This is a genomic window from Tritonibacter sp. SIMBA_163 (genome assembly GCF_046535935.1).
GTDB lineage: Bacteria > Pseudomonadota > Alphaproteobacteria > Rhodobacterales > Rhodobacteraceae > Epibacterium > Epibacterium scottomollicae.
This window is the reverse complement of record NZ_JAWJBP010000033.1, coordinates 1-15928: the sequence shown is the minus strand read 5'-3', so window position 1 is coordinate 15928 and position 15928 is coordinate 1. Positions and strand designations below refer to the sequence as shown.

The following is a 15928-nucleotide window of genomic DNA, read 5'->3' as shown; positions in this document are numbered from 1 at the left end:
CTCATCCCACCGTGCAGTAAAGCCACTCCGGACGCCAAACCTCGGCGTCCGGAGCACGCCAGAGGAGAAGCTCTTTCAACAGGTCGAGATTATTTTGAACCGTATCTTCGTTTGCCTGGCGCTCGCCCTGTGGTCGGCCACCGCGGCGCTCGCCGACATCCGCACCGATGTGCGCGATCTGTTTGCCACTGACTTGAAGACCCTCGATTTTGCCCGGGTGAAAATCGAGGTGGATCGCATGATTGACCCCAGCATCGACGTCGAAGCACAGCTCGCTCAAATCGAGCAAATGGTCACCTCCATCGAAACCATGCTGCCGCCCGATGCCGGCAGCTGGGCAAAGATCGAGACGCTCCGGCGTTACATTTACCAGCCTGGCCTCTGGAACGGCGGCGACGCCTTCAGCTATGACCACGAGGATCCTTACGGCCTCGAAGTCCACAACAAGCTTCTGTCAGATTACATTCAGGATCGGCGCGGCAACTGCATCACCATGCCCTTCCTGTTCATCATCCTCGGCCAGCGATTGGGGCTGGATGTAGCGCCCGCCATGGCCCCGCTGCATGTCTTTGTGAAGTTCACCGATGATGCGGGCAAGACCTGGAACCTGGAAGCCACCAGCGGGGCGGGTGCTGCACGAGATCAGCATTACCGCGACCTTCTGCCAATCACCGATGAGGCCGTCGCCAATGGCGTTTTTCTGGCGCCGCTGACCAACGAGCAATCCGTTGCCGTCATCGCCGCTGTGGTAGTGGAGAAGCTGATCGCCGAAGGGCGCTATCACGATGCTATGGCGGTGGCTGATATCCTGATCGAGCACTACCCGATGTTTGCCTACATAATGGTCAAAAAAGCCACGGCATCCTACCATCTGCTGCGCACAGAGTTTTATGAGAAATATCCAACGGCGCAGGACGTTCCGAAGGACCAGCGCCCCTATCTCGCCTACCTTCAGAGGGTCAACCAGGGCATGTTTGACAGGGCGGAATCTTTGGGTTGGCAGGCCTTGCAAAGGTAGGGTAACCTTGAGCACAAAATACACGCTGGGAGAGAACATTTTGCTCCGTATTTTGCATCAATTCATTCTGACCGCACTCTTTGCGGTTTTTGCATCGCAAGCGTCGGCGATGTTTATTCAACCTGATTGGTTTGATCCGACACAGCCCGGTGTCGGCACAAATCGGTACTCATATTCCTTCAATGACCCCATCAACAAAATGGACCCGTTAGGTAACGAATCCTGGGATTTAACACGAAGCCAAGAAGATTCTGATCGCGCAAATGCCGAAGCCGCTCAAGACGCATTAGACCGTGCTGAAAGAATTAGGGAACGGGGAACATTCTGGGATGGGCTTCGTGACGACTTAGGTTTGGACGATTATTGGGATGGACGTGCTGACAATCATGCTAGTCGTATTGGAAAGTCATGGGGAGAGAGAGCGCTTGGTGATGCTGTGACAGGTGTCGAGATCGGATCATTAGCAGCAGCTGGTGGTGCGGTTGTCCAGGGCGGCAAAGCCCTTGCTAGAGGCATTGCGGCTCGGCGCGCACTGGCGACATTAGCAACAGAAAGAGCTGCCCTTTCTTCAGCGGCCAACGCAGCATACAAAGACACCGCTCAAACTGTTGCTGGTAGAGCACTTACAAAACATCCCAATGTCGCAGGCTTCAGAAATGGCGACGAATTGTCGAAGGCGCTTAGATCGCCACAGGCAACAAATGAAGCCGCTGAAAGAGCGGTATCTAATATTTTATCTGGAGGGACGCGCACACAACGCGCACACTCTAGATTTGGAGACATCATCGAATATACATTGCCTAGCGGAATTGGCGCTCGTTTCAGTGCAAGTACAAATGGTTTCATAGGATTCCTAGGCAGAGGCATATAGTATGTTGAGATACACTGCGGTCAAAGAATTGAAATATGTGATGCTCTACCCACCGGAAGGTGATAGCCCAATCCTCGAAGTATGCGATGGGGATGATCGTGATCTCTTGTGCGTTGAAGTTTCAGAATGTGGTGAGTTAAAGTTCACCTTTTATTCTCAAGATGGGGTGACCATTACCGAACCGCAACTCCAGGAAATCATTCAGAAAGCCAAAAAAAATATTTCGGCTGTATCGTAATGGCAAAAAGTTTTCAAAAAGCCACAGTAAAGATAGGTTTCCCAAACTACCTGTTCCCTCCCAACATACGGCCCCAAAAGCCCCGCCGCGCTGACGTTTCCGCTTTATCGCGCTGATCGGTCAAAAGCGCGTTCAAGCGCACCCGCTCAGCTTCCGCTCCGCCCACGCGAGCAGTATTCAGTTTACGCGCCACACGTTGCTTGGAAGCGGGGGCGCAATTGGCGGAGCACTCTGGAAATACAACGAAACGGCATCATTTTTTCGTTGCCGCTCGGATTGTCACCTCGACCAGCTTGGGTTGCTGACCGCGAAAAAAGCGCCGTCGGGCGTTAGAGGGAAGTCGTTGATAGTGGGTGGACAGCGTGTCGCGATTCAGAAAACGACCTGTCCCGAGGTCGGTCAATTGTAGGGAGGAGCGTTCGCGGGTGGCCTCGACACTCTGCACGGCCAGGGGCAGTCTGGCATCGTACCCTGCTTTTAGCTTCTCGAAATCCAGTAGGTCCTCGGGGGGAAGCAAAAGGCGCGCGGCGGCGATTGGCGTGCGCTGGATGTCGATCAGGCCCGCTATGTCCTGCGCCGTCACTATGTAGGGGCGCGACTCGTAAAGGATTTCGACAGGTTCTCCGTTAAGCGGTAGCCCACCGACATTTGCGTCGGCCAACATCGCTGCGCCAATTGATGGGCGCAGCAGCGCATGCAGACTGTCGCGCGCAGCATCATCAATCATGCGACGCGTCAGTGTCTTCACGACACGTGTGGAAGAGAACGCATAGGATTGTATGGCAATTGCAAGGCTGGCGATCATGATCAAACTGACCAAAGTCGTTACGAGCACAAATCCGCGATTTTGAGGTCGCCTCACATAACGTGCTTTCTCAGGCGCCATCAAAGCACCTGCTCAACGCTTCGCCATGCACCAGGCGCGCCGAAAGCTTGCGCTCCATCTCGCTAACAATATCCAACCTTTGTCCCAGCGCGCCACGCAATACGTCTCGGATGATATAAGTTGGCACGCCGAGATCCTTCAATCGTGTCACAGCCCCCTCAGGCGAATTTGTGTGCAGAGTTGACAGAACCATGCGCCCGACCAAGGCGGCGCGGCAGGCAATTTCCGCGGTTTCCTGATCGCGAATTTCGCCCACCATAATGATATTGGGATCCTGGCGCAGAAAGGCACGCAAGGCGCGGGCAAAGCTCATGCCGATTTCGTCGTGGATCTGAACCTGTTCGACGCCGGGCAGATTGTATTCAACCGGATCCTCGACGGTCAGGATTTTGCGCCCCTCGCTGTTGAGGTGCGAAAGTGCCGTGTAGAGCGTCGTGGTTTTGCCCGCCCCGGTTGGTCCGGTCACAAGGAACAGGCCGCTCGGTTGCTCGACGATATCCCGAATGGCCTGCGACAGGCTTTCCTCAAAGCCGAGACGGTTCCAGCCGAGGCGTACGGCCTGCGGGTCCAGAACACGGCAGACGATACTTTCGCCGAAACTGGTTGGAACCGAAGACACGCGGAAATCTACCTTGCGTCCCGAAATGGTTGCGGTGATGCGCCCATCTTGCGGCAAGCGGCGCTCGGATACATTCATGCTGGCCATGACCTTTATGCGGGCAAAGATCGGAGCAGCACCAAGGCCTTTGTCGACGGGGTAGGGATACAGGATGCCATTCTGCCGCAACCGGATACGCAGGCCTTCCTCCTGAGCCTCAAAATGAAGATCGGATGCGCCTTGTGCAACGGCATCCTCCAGAAGGTTGGTGACAAACCGAATGACTGGCCCATCCGATTCTTGGCGGATCTCTGTGCTCACCTCCGGCGCCTCGATCCGCTGCGCGGTTTCAACTCCGCCATCATTGAGCAATGCCCGAATGATCCGGCGAGGTGCGACACAAAGCAAGGGCGGCTGACCCAGGAAAAAGGCTAGCTCAGTGATCAGGTCCTCGCGGGCTGGTGCGCTCAGCATGATCCGGCGAGAACCATTTGGTCGGATGATGGGAGCAATCGAATTGCTCTGGCAGTAAGCGGACGATAGTTCCTTGAGCGCGACATCGTCAATGTCTATGCCAACAAGCTCGGAGTGATATGGCAGGCGAAGGGTGGCTGCCAAACAGGGAAGCAGAACACTATCTTCGACAATGCCGAGCTTCAGGAGTGCATCATCTAGTGTAGTGCCCTGACGCTTTGACCACTCACGCGCTTGGGCCGCCTGTTCTGTAGAAATAACAGTATCAGAGATCAATCTCCGTGATAGCGTATCTTCCCATTGCATGACAGCTTCAGTCATTTAAAATCGTGACTTGATTGAGAGTTTGAACGCAACATCGCATGCCTTAACGGATTTTCATAAGCCTTTGAAAGCTACATTTGACATTAAATCGGGTCTTCGTTCAATCTTGAAGACCACGTGGACTTGGAGCTTCGGTGGTCTGCCCGGATTGTTGGTACTTCCGGGTGCGCGCCGGGAATGGTCACAACCGCTTACTGTTGCCAAACTGCCAATCGACTCGAGGCCGGATCTTAAGGGCAAGACAATTGACGTATTCTTGAGTGATGACTTCGTCTTAGAAAGGGAGCTGACATTACCCAGAGCTCTCGGGCGCAAGCTCCAACAGGCGGTCGATCTGAACATTCGCCAGTCTCTTCCCCAAAACGCGGTTAACTTGACCTGGCGCTATCAGATCACCAAACGGGATGGGGTAAATCTGCGTGTCAAGGTTCTCCTAACAAAGACTTCGGTATTGGCCTCAATAAACAAGCAGTTGGCAGATTCTGGTGCAACCTTACGCACGGTCTGTCTCAGCTCTGCGCCTCGTCTGAAGCCGTTATGTGACAATCGTTGGTCAACGGATCGTTCAGTTCGAACATGGGCAACAATTTCAGCTGGCCTACTGATCAGTTGCGGCTTAATGTTTATGTTTGGTGGATTGCGCCAGATCTCTCACATGGACGCGCATCTAGCGACCCTCAAAGCAAAGAAGGCCGAGCTCACAGCACAAGCAGTTGATTTGCGCAGCCGTGGCGAGGAGCAAAGCCAGGTCCGCGCCAATATTCAAGGAGACCTACAGCAATTCGCGGGGGAGTATCATCGTCTCAACATTCTCACTGATTTGACAGCGGCACTATCGGATGAAACTTGGGTATCCGAGTTCCAGTTGCGGGGAAACGCGCTGTCATTTTCGGGTTTTACCAAGGAAGACGTAAGCGATGTCATCAAAGTGATCCGAGTCTTGCCTTGGGCGGCACAAGTCGATCTGGAAGGGCCGGTGAGTTTCGACAGCTATACCCGCTTCAGTCGGTTTGAGCTGTCAGTGAAGCTCACGCCGAGATCGCAGGTGGGCCAATGACTTCCCTCCGGCCTGGTGTTGCAATGGTCTCCAGCGCGGCCGTTTTACTCTTGCTGATGGCGTTTATGATACTACCTCTTTATAGACTAAGCCGGGATCGTGTCGCAGAAATTGCAGTCATCGAACAGAGTATCACCACGTTACAAGGCCGGATCAACGAATTAGCCTCGCTGCGCAAAATCGGGACCTTTCCCAGAGCGATGCTATGGGAACGTGATCGCGTTTCGGAGGCTGAAGTTGCTCTGCAAAACCGAGTTGTCGAATTTGCACAACATCAGGGTTTGAACCTGATCACCTTCGGTGTTGCGCCAAAATGGATGGAAACCCATCAGGAACATATTGCCATCGAGCTGGAGGCAGAGGGCCCGTTGACAGGGGTATACGATTTTCTGGCACAACTGGAACGCACGACGCCTCCCATTGCAGTTCATAACATTCGACTGCGAAAAGGGAACAGCTACGGTTATGACGATGGCGCGCCTGGCCGCATGAACGTCTATCTGCAAATAACTGTATGGTCGTTTGGGGCGGCCTCACAATGATGCGCTGGTTTCCTCCTTTAACGGTCTGGATACTGCTGCCCACGCTCGGAATCGCATTTTGGTATGTGTTCAGGCAGCCGCCTCTGGACTATCGGACTGCACCGCCGGAAAACATCGTCAGCGCGGATACGGAAGCCATACCGGACGTCGGAGACATCGTAATTTTTTCCGCCCTCTCTTATGAGGCTGTTTTGCAAGAAGTGCAGAAGCGCCCATTGTTTTCTGAAACGCGCCGTGTTCCGGCTGCTGTTGTCGAAACGCCACCTCCCGCCGCCTTGGAAGAAGAGGTGGTCGTCAACACCGAGCCTGCGACTGTTGCTGCGCCTGAGCCACCAAATGCGACATTCCACGGCTATATGCTCGCTGACGGCAGAGCCAGAGCATTGATCGCGTTGCGGGGCGCGCAGACAGAAACTTGGATGTCAGTGGGTGATATGTTGCGAAATTGGTCCGTTGTCGAAATTGACCAAAGCGCTGTCCATTTGGAGCTACAAGGCTTTCAACACGTTCTCACAATCAGTAGATGATTGTACAAAGCTATTTGATGATTGGACAGAACATGCGCTTCAGCACACTGCATACTGTGATCTTGCTGCTCGGCGTCATCGGCTGCACGGAAACGGTCACCACGAGTTCTGGTATTTTTGGCGATGATGTGACTGTCGAACACGGTCGTTTGTTCAACGCTGACAGAGCGGGCGTACCCACCTCCGGAAATGCGGTTCGACCTGGCGCTTTGTCTCGCGGCAATGATCAGTTTGTGAATCCGCGGCGTGCTGCTCGCCCTAGCACCTCACAAGCCATCGTTGTGCCGACCGACAACAAAATGGTCGAGCTCTCACTGGTCAACGCGAGTATTCCTGCCGCCGCGCAGGCTGTTCTTGGTGATGCGCTAGACAAGCGATTTGTGGTGAGCGATGCCGTCCAAGGGACTGTTACAATCCAGTCTACCGGCCCTATTCCCCAGAGCGCCTTGCTCGAACTCTTTGAAGCTGCCCTGTCCGCCAATGGTGCTCGGCTCGAAAAGGACGGACAGGTCATCAAGATTGTGCCAGGAGCGTCCGGAAACCGTAGCTTCCGCTTGGCCTCAGAGGGGGTTGGTACCGGGGCCAACATCATCGTGGCACGAATGGAGTACATCGCTGCTTCGCAAATGGTGAACCTTCTTGATCCACTCATCATCGAAGGACTCACAGCGATTGCGGACAAACGCCGCAATCTGGTGATGTTGACCGGAGAACCCGAGCAGCTTGAGGCGGCTCTGGATGCGATGAACTTGTTCGACGTCGATGTCCTGTCTGGAAAGTCCATCGCGATTGCCGAGCTTAATTCGGCCGATCCGGAAACCATCGTGGATGAGTTGAAGTTGATCTTCGAAAGTGAAGAAGGTGGTAGCCTCAATGGCGTAATCGAATTTGTCCCCAACAAACGTCTCGGTTCTGTGTTGATTATCACCTCGCGCGCCAGATATCTTGCTAAGTCACAAAAATGGATCCGCGAGTTGGACCGGACCGCTAGCGGTGCCAATCGCTATATCGCGACGTATGAACTACAAAACCGCTCTGCGGCCGAAGTTGCCCCAATCCTCAATCAATTGCTTTCAGAAGGCACAACCAGCGGCGGTGATGGTGTAGAGTCTCCTTCCCCGACGCAGACCAGCCGTGTCGCGGCAGATCCATCACGCAGTGCTCTCTTGGTGCGGGCGAACCGATCCGAACACCGCGAAATTCGTGGTCTTATCAACTCTCTCGACAGCAGTCCGAAGCAGGTCATGTTGGAGGCAACAATTGCAGAGGTCACGCTGAACGATGAACTATCGCTTGGGGTGCGCTGGTTCTTCGAAAATGGCAACTTTGATTTTACTTTCTCGGATTCTTCGTCTGGCAGCACTGGCAGCAGCTATCCAGGATTTTCAACCGTGTTTGGTGCAGGCGGTGGCGCAGCCGCGATCAACGCGCTGGCCGGCGTGACGGATGTCAAGATCATTTCCTCTCCGACGCTCATGGTTCTAGATAATCAAGAAGCCATTTTGCAAATTGGTGACGAGGTTCCTGTGGCAACTCAATCTTCGACCGATAGTGGATCTACGGATGCACCAACCATCACCACAATCGAATATCGAGATACCGGTGTGATCCTGTCCGTGAAGCCTAACATCAACCGCAACGGTCGTGTCATTCTGGATGTTACACAGGAAATCAGTTCGGTCGCCGAGACAAAAACTTCAGGCATCGACTCTCCTACTATTCGGCAACGCAAAATAGCAACTAATGTACTTTTGACCGATGGGTCGACTCTGGCCTTGGGCGGCCTCGTCCAAGAACGTGACACCAAGACGGTGACCAAAGTTCCGGGACTTGGTGATACTCCGGTGGTCGGCGCATTGTTTCGACGCACCGAAAGCAACAAGAGCCGTTCTGAGCTGCTCGTACTCATTCGTCCCCGTGTGGTGGAGACCGTAGAACAAGGCCGCAGTGTTACAGGATACTGGCGATCAAAGTTGTCTGGTGCCAACAGCATCCTTGAAACGGGCCTTGGCTCTCCCAAACACACGGTTCAAGACGTATTCAGGTGATCTGATATGGCCATTTTCTCGTACAACGGATTCGATAAAAATGGTGTACCTGCATCTGGCACGCTAGAAGCGGCGACAGAGAAACTCGCCTTTGAAATCCTTGACGGCCGCGGGATCGCTGTCTTTGAGCTATCCAATTCGACGAGCGGAAGTCAGCCCAAGTTACCTTGGTATCGTAGGGATGTTTCCTTTGGCTCATCAAGGATTTCTTTTGAGCATCAAGCAATTGTGGCAGAGTTGCTGTCGACCCTGTTTTCCGCAGGTTTGTCTGGTCGAGATGCAGTGCGCATTGCGGCGATATCGGCGGAGAAGCCCGAAGTTAGAGTGCAGTTCGAACGCACCGGACAGCGTATGGATGACGGTGTTCCGCTTGCCGAAGCCTTTGAGGCAGAGAACCGGCGCTTTTCACCAATATTTGCGTCATTTCTCGCCGTTAGTGACGCAGCCAGCGATCCGATCTCTCAGTTGTCCGAACTCGCGCTTTTCTTTCGACGCCAAGGTCATATGCGCCAGAAAATCATGTCCGCACTGATCTATCCCGCTATTTTGGTACTTGCGGCAATCTGCCTGCTACTTGTTGTAATTCTGTACCTTGCGCCGAACTTGGCACCACTTTTTGCTTCGGTAGGCAAAGCACCGCCGGGGACGCTTGGTACATTAATTTCCATGAACGAGTTGCTGCGAGCCTATTGGCCTGGGATGCTCTGCGGGGTCTTCGTCTTGGTTTCGGCAGGTTTTGCGCTTTTGCAGCAGCCTCCAGTCCTTAGAGGAATGTCACGTACCCTTTTCCACCTGCCTATGTTGGGCGCGCTGTTACAGCTTTCGATCTTGGCTCGCTTAACTCACGCCACGCGCTTGCTGATAGAGGCAGGACTTCCCTTGCCGGATGCCTTACGTAAGGCCGGCCAGATGATAGGCGGACAGGCTCAATACGCGGATCTCTTTGAGAACGCGGCTATTGCCCTAGAAGAGGGGCGTCATGCTGCTACTGTTTTCGATACCAGCCAGCTTGTCCCCCCTACTTTTCGGGAGCTGTTTCGGATTGGCGAGCAGACCAACCGGCTCACTCTTACCTTGAATGCGTTGTCCATGGCAATGAATGCCCAGGTTGAGCAATCGGCCCAGCGTTTTATAACGCTCCTAACACCGGTGTTAACCCTTGTCCTCGGTAGCGGTATTGGCCTGCTGGTTTACACTCTAATGGGCGCTATATTGGAGGTGAACGAGCTTGCGTTCTAAGCGATCTCACAGCCGAGGCTTCATTCTACTCGATGCAATGATCGCCTTTGCGGTCCTCAGTATGTTGTTGGTCGGAGTTTACACGATCGTTACTCGCTCTTTCAGCCAGCAGGCCGGAGCCTACCGAACCCATGAGGAAATGCTACTCGCACGTGCTCTGCTTGAAGAATATGTCACCACTTATCCGTCTATGACGCGCAGCGGCACGTATAAGCGCCAATGGGCTTGGTCGGTGCGTGAGGAAGCCGAGCAAGCTCTTATGCCGACAGAAGCGGATCACTTGTTTCGTTTCATTCGCGTTACGGTTGAGGTTTTACCTGTTGATGCACAACGTGCTCCAACGACGCTGTCTCAAGTCATCGCTCGCAAAGCTGTTGCGCCATGAAACGCAATCCGCAGCGCGGCATGTCGCAGCTGGAGGTGCTGATCGCTCTCGCGGTAATGACTCTCATCTCGGTTTTGCTGGCAAATGCGCTGAATTTCAGCCGCCAAGGGCTTCAGCGTACCCAAGGTTTGAACCTAGGCTCGAATATGCTGATCGCACGCGAGGATCTTCGCGCATGGCTGGCAACGATGCCCATGAATGATGCGAGAACCGCCGCGCATGAAGTGTTTGAGGGAACGTCCGACGGATTGCGATTTCGAACATGGATCGACAATACTCTCTTTGAGCCATCTAAACCTGTAACCGTCGATGTCAGGATGGCGGTAAAAAACTCAGAGGCGGTGGTTCAGCTGCTTGCCAGTGGGCGCCACCCGTCGAAAGACGGTCCTGTGAGTGTCGTGCAACCGCTCTCACAAGCTGCATCCGGCCTGAGTATTCGCTATTATGGTCGTCGTAGTTCAGACACGAAGAGGCAGTGGTATGACCATTGGAGCGATCCCGCCTATTTGCCGGATCTGGTCAAAATCGAATGGGATCGAGAAGATGGAAAGCCAATCCCTCCGCTGACCCTGCTGCCGGCCAAAGACGAACGTCAGAGATTTATATCTCTGTCTTCCCTTGTGCCGCCCGGATGACCGTCTCGACCATAGGAGTAGAGGTCAAACGCCCCTTCCTTTCCGGGAATACGGTAGAGGACGTCACGGCCCCAAGGGTCTTGAATGTCTGCCTTTTTATCGAGGTAAGGCCCCCTCCATCCCGAAGCTCCACTCGGCTCTTGCAACAGGGCACGCAGGCCTTCCGCCTCAGATGGGTAGCGACCGACATCAATGTAATAAAATTGCAACGCCGCTTTTATACCGTTGAGCTGGATCTCCGCGGCGCGAGATTTGCCGCGCCCGAAACTGTCGATCACCCGAGGCGCGGCCAGTCCCACCACGAGGGCCATGATGGCGAGCACCACCATGATCTCGAGCAGGGATATTCCCGCATTGCTGTTACGCTTAGGTCTTGTCTTCGTCATGAATAGGCGCTGAGAAACAGCGGCTCCTGAAAATAGCAGATGAGAATGGCGTAGGAGATAAACGGGCCAAAGGGAATACCCTCGGGCATCTTTCCTGTCCGCCAGCCGAAAACAAGGCAAGCAACTATGCCACCAATACAGGACAGAAGCAGGAGATCGGGAACTTTCAGAGGGCCAAGCAACAGCGTGCCAGCGCCAAGCAGTTTCGCGTCACCCATGCCCAGCCCATCGACGCCAGTCCAGCGGTAATAGAGCTCGCCCGCCGACCACAAACACAAAAAGAGAATTGCCGCAGCCAGAAAGTGATGCCGCGCGACGGTCTCTGGGCGAAGATGGAGCACAACCAGCGCCGTTAAGGCAATGAGATAGACTGCGGTGTCGGGAACCTCTTTGCGGGATAAATCGGTATAGGAGACCCAAATCGCACAAACACAGAGAGCGAGAGTAACTAAGCCCGACAACGCACCACTTCCCGTTCTCACTTCTTTCTATGATGAATTTCTTATAGAGGTTGGATTATTTTGACAAATGCCTAGTTGGCTCTGATGATGTGACCGCCCCCCGACGGCATTAATGTGCCATATGTGGACGGCCCCCTCACTGCAAGAATTCTTTGATGATTTTGATCGGATCGCTTGCGTTCATATGTCCGGCCTGTTGCTGCGCTCGCACTTGAACGCTGGCCAAGATGGTTTCCGCGACGTGGGTTCCAAACAAGGTGGCGGCTACATTGGGCCATTGGCACATACGGGGTGTCCCACATCTCGGATCGATCAATCACACCATCTTCAGGTTTCCTGCAAGTTCACGTATCGGCCCAGCACGGTAGCGTCTCTCTCCTGCTCACCGTGGCCGACCGATTTCTTCACGCTGCGCAAGCCGCGACTGGCCGCGCAGCAGTGTTTTTATTGGCCTCGCCCGACATCATCATTTTCCACGCGATCCTGGCGATCTTGTTGGCCAACGCGACTGCTGCGAGTTTCGGCGGCTTGCGCTTGAGCAGATCGATGAGCCAGGGCGAGGCGTTCCTGCCTCTGCCCGCTCTCACCTGTCGAAGCAACGAAGCCGCGCTCACGACCAGAGTTTTGCGCAGGGCCTCATCGCCATCTCGCGTAATAACACCGGGCCTGCCATTGCCAGCGGTCGAGTGATCCTTGGGGGGGCAGGCCCATCCAGGCCGCAAACTGCCTTCCGGATGCAAACTGCTCCGGTGCTGGTGCTTTCTCCGCCAAGACCGACTGCAGTCTCGACTGTTCCGCTTCAAGTTCGGTCATCTTCGCCTTCATCGAGGCGTGGTGCATGCCGTCTTCAATGGCCTTGAGGATGCCAGCTATCTTCGTCTCGATCTGAGTGAGCGCCTTCGCTGCCTTCTGCCGGTCCTGCGCCGCGCCGGCGGCTGACGCGTTGAAGGCTTTACGGTACTCCGCCGTGAAATGGCTGAGCAGTTCTGGGGACAGAAGCCGGTGCTTTAGCCCGGACAGGACTCGATCGTCGACCACTTCGCGCTCGATGGTCGCGCGATTGCTGCAGATCGCGCCTCCCTTGTTGCGGGCGGCGGCGCAGCCATAGCGGGTTTTGTTGATCAACATGTAGCTAGCTCCGCAGCAGGCGCAGCGAAGGAGGCCGGACAGCAGATAGGTCGGGCGGCGCGCCCGTTCCGGTCTTGTGCGGTCTGTCAGGATCCCGGCCGGGTTCATCGCCGTCTGGTACCGCGCATCTACTCGGAGCAGTAGATCTGGAATCTTCTCGCCGAGGCCCAACACCTTGCTCCCCAAGGTGGCTTGCGACCTGCGACCTATGAGACGGTCTTCGGATTGATTGCTGCCACGCGCCTCTGCCACTCCGCCATTATCGATACTCAGGCCACGCCGATCATCCCTATCCGCAAAAACGGTCGGCCGTTGAATGAGCGCTGCCCGAAGGTAATCATCCGAAACGAAACCCTTCCGCGCCACCCGGCACTATGCAGCGCGTTCTAGAAGCGTTGGACTGGATAGCGTTTCCAAAGCTGGATCGAAGCGAAAATGCGGTGCCTCAAGGCCTTCGGCGAGGGCATCGCCTCAAGAGACCCAGACCTGCAAAACGCTTAAATCCAGATGCGTATCGCCCTCATCAATCCGCTCTGCACCGCTGAAATCGTCCGCGTCGAATGACGCCGACGGGAACGGGGCCACCAGGCCTCAGGCATGAGTTGCGCAACAACGACTTTCGCTTCGCGAACGGTGATGCCTACAAGATAAGTCACGTGACATGATCAATATGCGAAAAGCATGATTGAGGACAAATCGTGCCGTTGGCGCAACAGGGTTTCGCAACTGTTTGACTGGTCGGGGTTGCAACCAACTGACCGATTTGTAGGGTATAAGTTGTATGATCTGGGTCTGTTTTTCCTGATCGAGTATTGGTGTTTATACCATTATTGAAGCTAGATTTGAGGTTCCTGAAGTGAGTAAGCTGCTTCGCGCATTTGGCGCTGCTTTATTTGTGTTTTTGAATATTTCAGACACCACATCGGCTCAGACCTTTGAGTTCACACCACCCGACAAGCAAGACGCCAGCGAGAGCTACCGTGCGACTCAGAGTGGTGGCTTTAGCTACAGTATCGACTTTGAAACGCCAGCCTTTCGAGGGCTCGTGCCGGGTTTGGGGTTGGCCTATAGCTCGTCGAGAACCGCTCGCTCGCATTCAATGGATGTTGTCGGAACCGGTTGGAAGCTCAAGGGGTTTTCCGAAATCGAGCGAGTGTCGCAGAAGTTCGGGACGCCGACGTTTCGTGATGCAGATGACATTTTTATGCTGGATGGGCAGCCGCTCATGGCCTGTACGCTGTCGAATAAGACGCCGTGGCCTGGGGCATACCCAGCGCGTTTTAAGAGCGATCATCAAAGTGCCAGTTGCCTTGCGAACGGGAATTTTTCGACGATCCGGGAAAGTGACCGCAAGATCGTCAAGTCCGGCTCGACCTGGACGATCTATTCCAAGGACGGAACGCGGTATATTTACAAGTCTCTCAAAACGCTGTCCGGCCACACGCCGCCACCGGGGAGTGGGCTGGACAAGCTGATGACCAACAAATGGTTGCTGGCGGAGATCCGTGACACCCAGCAGAGCGCCAATGTGGTGACAATCAGTTACTATTTTGCTGGCGACTATGGCTGGGCCTATCGGCCAGCGAAGGTCGAGTATGCGGGTTACAAGGTGCTCTACGGTTATGAGAATACCGATCTGCCGATGTCACAATGGGCAACCGGCGCGGGAGGCCTGGGCCAGCAGACCAGGCGTTTGATTTCGGTGCGGGTCTACAACGACAGCAGCAAGATCCACGCCTATAAGCTGAGCTATTCATCCAGCCCAGAGGTAGGCACCACCCGGCTGGCTTCTGTGCATCAGTATGGCCGCAACTTTGCCAATAGCGGATCCGTTATCACCGGCGGTGCAACGCTCGCTGCGCCCTATAAGATGACATATGCAACAGATGCTCTCGGGTTTGACAGCAAGTCATTTGGCGGCAAGCCGTTTTCTCTGCAGGGATCAGCCTATGATCTGAAAAGTAACGGGCACGACGATCTTCTTTTTCGATCAGTGAAATTGGAAGATGTCATAATTGATCGTAATGGTGGTACCTCAGTAATTCCTGGGTCGCTCGCTCCAAAGGCATTCTATGAAATTTCCGCATCTCGAGGCCTATCCACTATAGCTTTCGATGACACGATATCGAGTCTCTATGATGCACCTCCCGAACTGGATGATGCGGATCGAACTTTTGTGTCTGCGGTCTTGCCAGGTGGGCGTGGTCGCACTCATCAATCTTTGCCAGTGGTAGTGCGAACTTTCGAAGATTTTCGAACTAGTGGAGGAGACCGAGACAATTCCATAATCAGGCATTTAGGACTCGTAAAAGTTAGTGGTACCCAAGGAGTTCTAAGTCAACAGCTTGAAGCTTCTTTTGCAGGGATCGGAAATTTTGATTTGGACCCGGATACAGAGATCTTGGTCAATAATAGCCATTCGTACGATATCCATGACGGCCGCCTCGTTAATCAAAGAGTTCACGGATCTTACGCAGTCGGTGTTCAAGCACTAGACATTGACGGCGATGGCATGACTGAGCTCCTTGAGCTACCACTGGAGCGACGCACACCGTGGCTTCTGCGCGATCCGCAGTTTCAGAAATTCGCAAGCTTCAACCAACATCAAATCAATCGAATTGAGGTAGTCACTAATAACATGCGCCGTAGTACGTTTTCATTCGGAGATGTGAACGGAGACGGTACGGATGATGCGGTGATCTACGTCATCCACCGAGATCAACCTGATCAAATTTATGTTGCGCTTTCAAATGGTGGAAGCTTCGATTCACCCCAGTTGTGGCTTTCGGGCGGCCCACTCCCAGATCGTAGGCCAAGTTTCGCCACCTATGAAACGGTTCCCTCTGTGTTTGTTCGCGACATCAATAACGACGGGGTCGGGGATGCAGTATATCATGCCGGTTACTCCCGAAACAGGAAGGGTAACGTCGATCCCTATCTGACGGGTGAGATGAGAGTTTTCCTGTCGGATGGTACGAAGTTCGTCGGTCCAAATACTGTTGCTGCCGGAAATGTCGCCAATTACTCGACGCTCGGTGATTTTGACGGCGACGGTGCGCTGGATTTTGCTGAAGCCGGTGCGTCTGGCACGATTCATTTTGGACGTTCGCG

At 54.2% G+C, this 15928-nt stretch carries 15 protein-coding genes and 3 pseudogenes; 12 read left to right on the top strand and 6 right to left on the bottom strand.

The window, feature by feature from the left end; all coding sequences use genetic code 11:
• The 3 genes from R0J92_RS20715 to R0J92_RS20705 form a co-directional block, all read left to right on the top strand.
• The coding region (locus R0J92_RS20715) for a transglutaminase family protein (protein ID WP_411053009.1) at positions 1-1018 on the top strand (1018 nt) is incomplete at its 5' end.
• Between the two features lie 7 nt (positions 1019-1025).
• Positions 1026-1889, top strand: coding sequence for a hypothetical protein (locus R0J92_RS20710; protein ID WP_411053008.1), 864 nt, complete (start codon positions 1026-1028; stop codon positions 1887-1889).
• A gap of 1 nt (position 1890) precedes the next feature.
• Positions 1891-2127 carry a hypothetical protein gene (locus R0J92_RS20705; RefSeq protein ID WP_411053007.1) on the top strand — a complete coding sequence of 79 codons (237 nt, stop codon included), beginning with the start codon at positions 1891-1893 and terminating at the stop codon, positions 2125-2127.
• Between the two features lie 253 nt (positions 2128-2380).
• Here R0J92_RS20705 and R0J92_RS20700 read toward each other — a convergent pair whose 3' ends face one another.
• Entirely contained in the window at positions 2381-2932 is a 552-nt protein-coding gene (locus R0J92_RS20700) for a hypothetical protein (RefSeq protein WP_411053006.1), read from the bottom strand.
• A 70-nt stretch (positions 2933-3002) separates the two neighbouring features.
• Positions 3003-4391: a GspE/PulE family protein gene (locus R0J92_RS20695; protein ID WP_411053010.1), complete on the bottom strand. Its 1389-nt coding sequence runs from the start codon at positions 4389-4391 to the stop codon at positions 3003-3005.
• A 28-nt stretch (positions 4392-4419) separates the two neighbouring features.
• On the opposite strand from R0J92_RS20695, the gene R0J92_RS20690 reads away from it, so the two are divergent.
• Genes R0J92_RS20690 through R0J92_RS20660 form a run of 7 tightly spaced genes read left to right on the top strand, consistent with a single transcriptional unit; the run spans position 4420 to position 10842 of the window.
• A complete protein-coding gene (locus R0J92_RS20690) occupies positions 4420-5466 on the top strand; it encodes a PilN domain-containing protein (RefSeq protein WP_411053005.1) in 1047 nt (348 codons plus the stop codon).
• Positions 5463-6008, top strand: a complete 546-nt coding sequence (gene gspM, locus R0J92_RS20685) for a type II secretion system protein GspM (protein WP_411053004.1) — start codon at positions 5463-5465, stop codon at positions 6006-6008. The genes R0J92_RS20690 and gspM overlap by 4 nt, the downstream gene beginning before the upstream one ends.
• Complete coding sequence (locus tag R0J92_RS20680) at positions 6005-6535, top strand: hypothetical protein (protein ID WP_411053003.1); 531 nt, start codon at positions 6005-6007, stop codon at positions 6533-6535. Before gspM ends, R0J92_RS20680 begins: the two co-directional genes overlap by 4 nt.
• A 17-nt stretch (positions 6536-6552) precedes the next feature.
• Entirely contained in the window at positions 6553-8583 is a 2031-nt protein-coding gene (gene gspD / locus R0J92_RS20675; RefSeq protein ID WP_411053002.1) for a type II secretion system secretin GspD, read from the top strand.
• Positions 8584-8589: 6 nt separating this feature from the next.
• Complete coding sequence (locus R0J92_RS20670; protein WP_411053001.1) at positions 8590-9822, top strand: type II secretion system F family protein; 1233 nt, start codon at positions 8590-8592, stop codon at positions 9820-9822.
• Positions 9823-9859: 37 nt separating this feature from the next.
• Positions 9860-10207, top strand: coding sequence for a hypothetical protein (locus R0J92_RS20665; RefSeq protein WP_411053000.1), 348 nt, complete (start codon positions 9860-9862; stop codon positions 10205-10207).
• On the top strand, positions 10204-10842 hold the full coding sequence (locus tag R0J92_RS20660) for a hypothetical protein (protein WP_411052999.1): 639 nt from the start codon (positions 10204-10206) through the stop codon (positions 10840-10842). The genes R0J92_RS20665 and R0J92_RS20660 overlap by 4 nt, the downstream gene beginning before the upstream one ends.
• Here the strand turns inward: R0J92_RS20660 and gspG are convergent.
• From gspG to R0J92_RS20640, 4 genes and pseudogenes are all read right to left on the bottom strand, one after another.
• Positions 10800-11228, bottom strand: coding sequence for a type II secretion system major pseudopilin GspG (gspG, locus tag R0J92_RS20655; RefSeq protein ID WP_411052998.1), 429 nt, complete (start codon positions 11226-11228; stop codon positions 10800-10802). The two genes, R0J92_RS20660 and gspG, sit on opposite strands and share 43 nt — an antisense overlap.
• Positions 11225-11689 (bottom strand): prepilin peptidase, encoded by a 465-nt coding sequence (locus tag R0J92_RS20650; RefSeq protein ID WP_411052997.1) that lies wholly within the window; start codon positions 11687-11689, stop codon positions 11225-11227. The genes gspG and R0J92_RS20650 overlap by 4 nt, the downstream gene beginning before the upstream one ends.
• 404 nt (positions 11690-12093) lie before the next feature.
• Positions 12094-12466, bottom strand: a pseudogene (locus tag R0J92_RS20645) (transposase); the annotation flags it as partial.
• 243 nt (positions 12467-12709) lie between these two features.
• Positions 12710-12925: pseudogene (locus R0J92_RS20640) on the bottom strand (recombinase zinc beta ribbon domain-containing protein); the annotation flags it as partial.
• A gap of 129 nt (positions 12926-13054) precedes the next feature.
• Here R0J92_RS20640 and R0J92_RS20635 point away from each other — a divergent pair.
• Together R0J92_RS20635 and R0J92_RS20630 are read left to right on the top strand one after the other, a co-directional pair.
• Positions 13055-13315 (top strand): annotated as a pseudogene (locus R0J92_RS20635) (IS5/IS1182 family transposase); the annotation flags it as partial.
• Positions 13316-13673: 358 nt separating this feature from the next.
• Positions 13674-15928, top strand: a 2255-nt coding sequence (locus R0J92_RS20630; RefSeq protein WP_411052996.1) for a hypothetical protein, incomplete at its 3' end; no start/stop codon positions are given.

Bases quoted from the DNA above. Each gene is read 5' to 3' on its own strand.
- R0J92_RS20705 (WP_411053007.1), top strand. From the start codon at position 1,891: ATGTTGAGATACACTGCGGTCAAAGAATTGAAATATGTGATGCTCTAC.
- R0J92_RS20700 (WP_411053006.1), bottom strand. From the start codon at position 2,932: ATGATCGCCAGCCTTGCAATTGCCATACAATCCTATGCGTTCTCTTCC.
- R0J92_RS20695 (WP_411053010.1), bottom strand. From the start codon at position 4,391: ATGCAATGGGAAGATACGCTATCACGGAGATTGATCTCTGATACTGTT.
- gspM (WP_411053004.1), top strand. From the start codon at position 5,463: ATGACTTCCCTCCGGCCTGGTGTTGCAATGGTCTCCAGCGCGGCCGTT.
- R0J92_RS20680 (WP_411053003.1), top strand. From the start codon at position 6,005: ATGATGCGCTGGTTTCCTCCTTTAACGGTCTGGATACTGCTGCCCACG.
- gspD (WP_411053002.1), top strand. From the start codon at position 6,553: ATGATTGGACAGAACATGCGCTTCAGCACACTGCATACTGTGATCTTG.
- R0J92_RS20670 (WP_411053001.1), top strand. From the start codon at position 8,590: ATGGCCATTTTCTCGTACAACGGATTCGATAAAAATGGTGTACCTGCA.
- R0J92_RS20665 (WP_411053000.1), top strand. From the start codon at position 9,860: ATGATCGCCTTTGCGGTCCTCAGTATGTTGTTGGTCGGAGTTTACACG.
- R0J92_RS20660 (WP_411052999.1), top strand. From the start codon at position 10,204: ATGAAACGCAATCCGCAGCGCGGCATGTCGCAGCTGGAGGTGCTGATC.
- gspG (WP_411052998.1), bottom strand. From the start codon at position 11,228: ATGACGAAGACAAGACCTAAGCGTAACAGCAATGCGGGAATATCCCTG.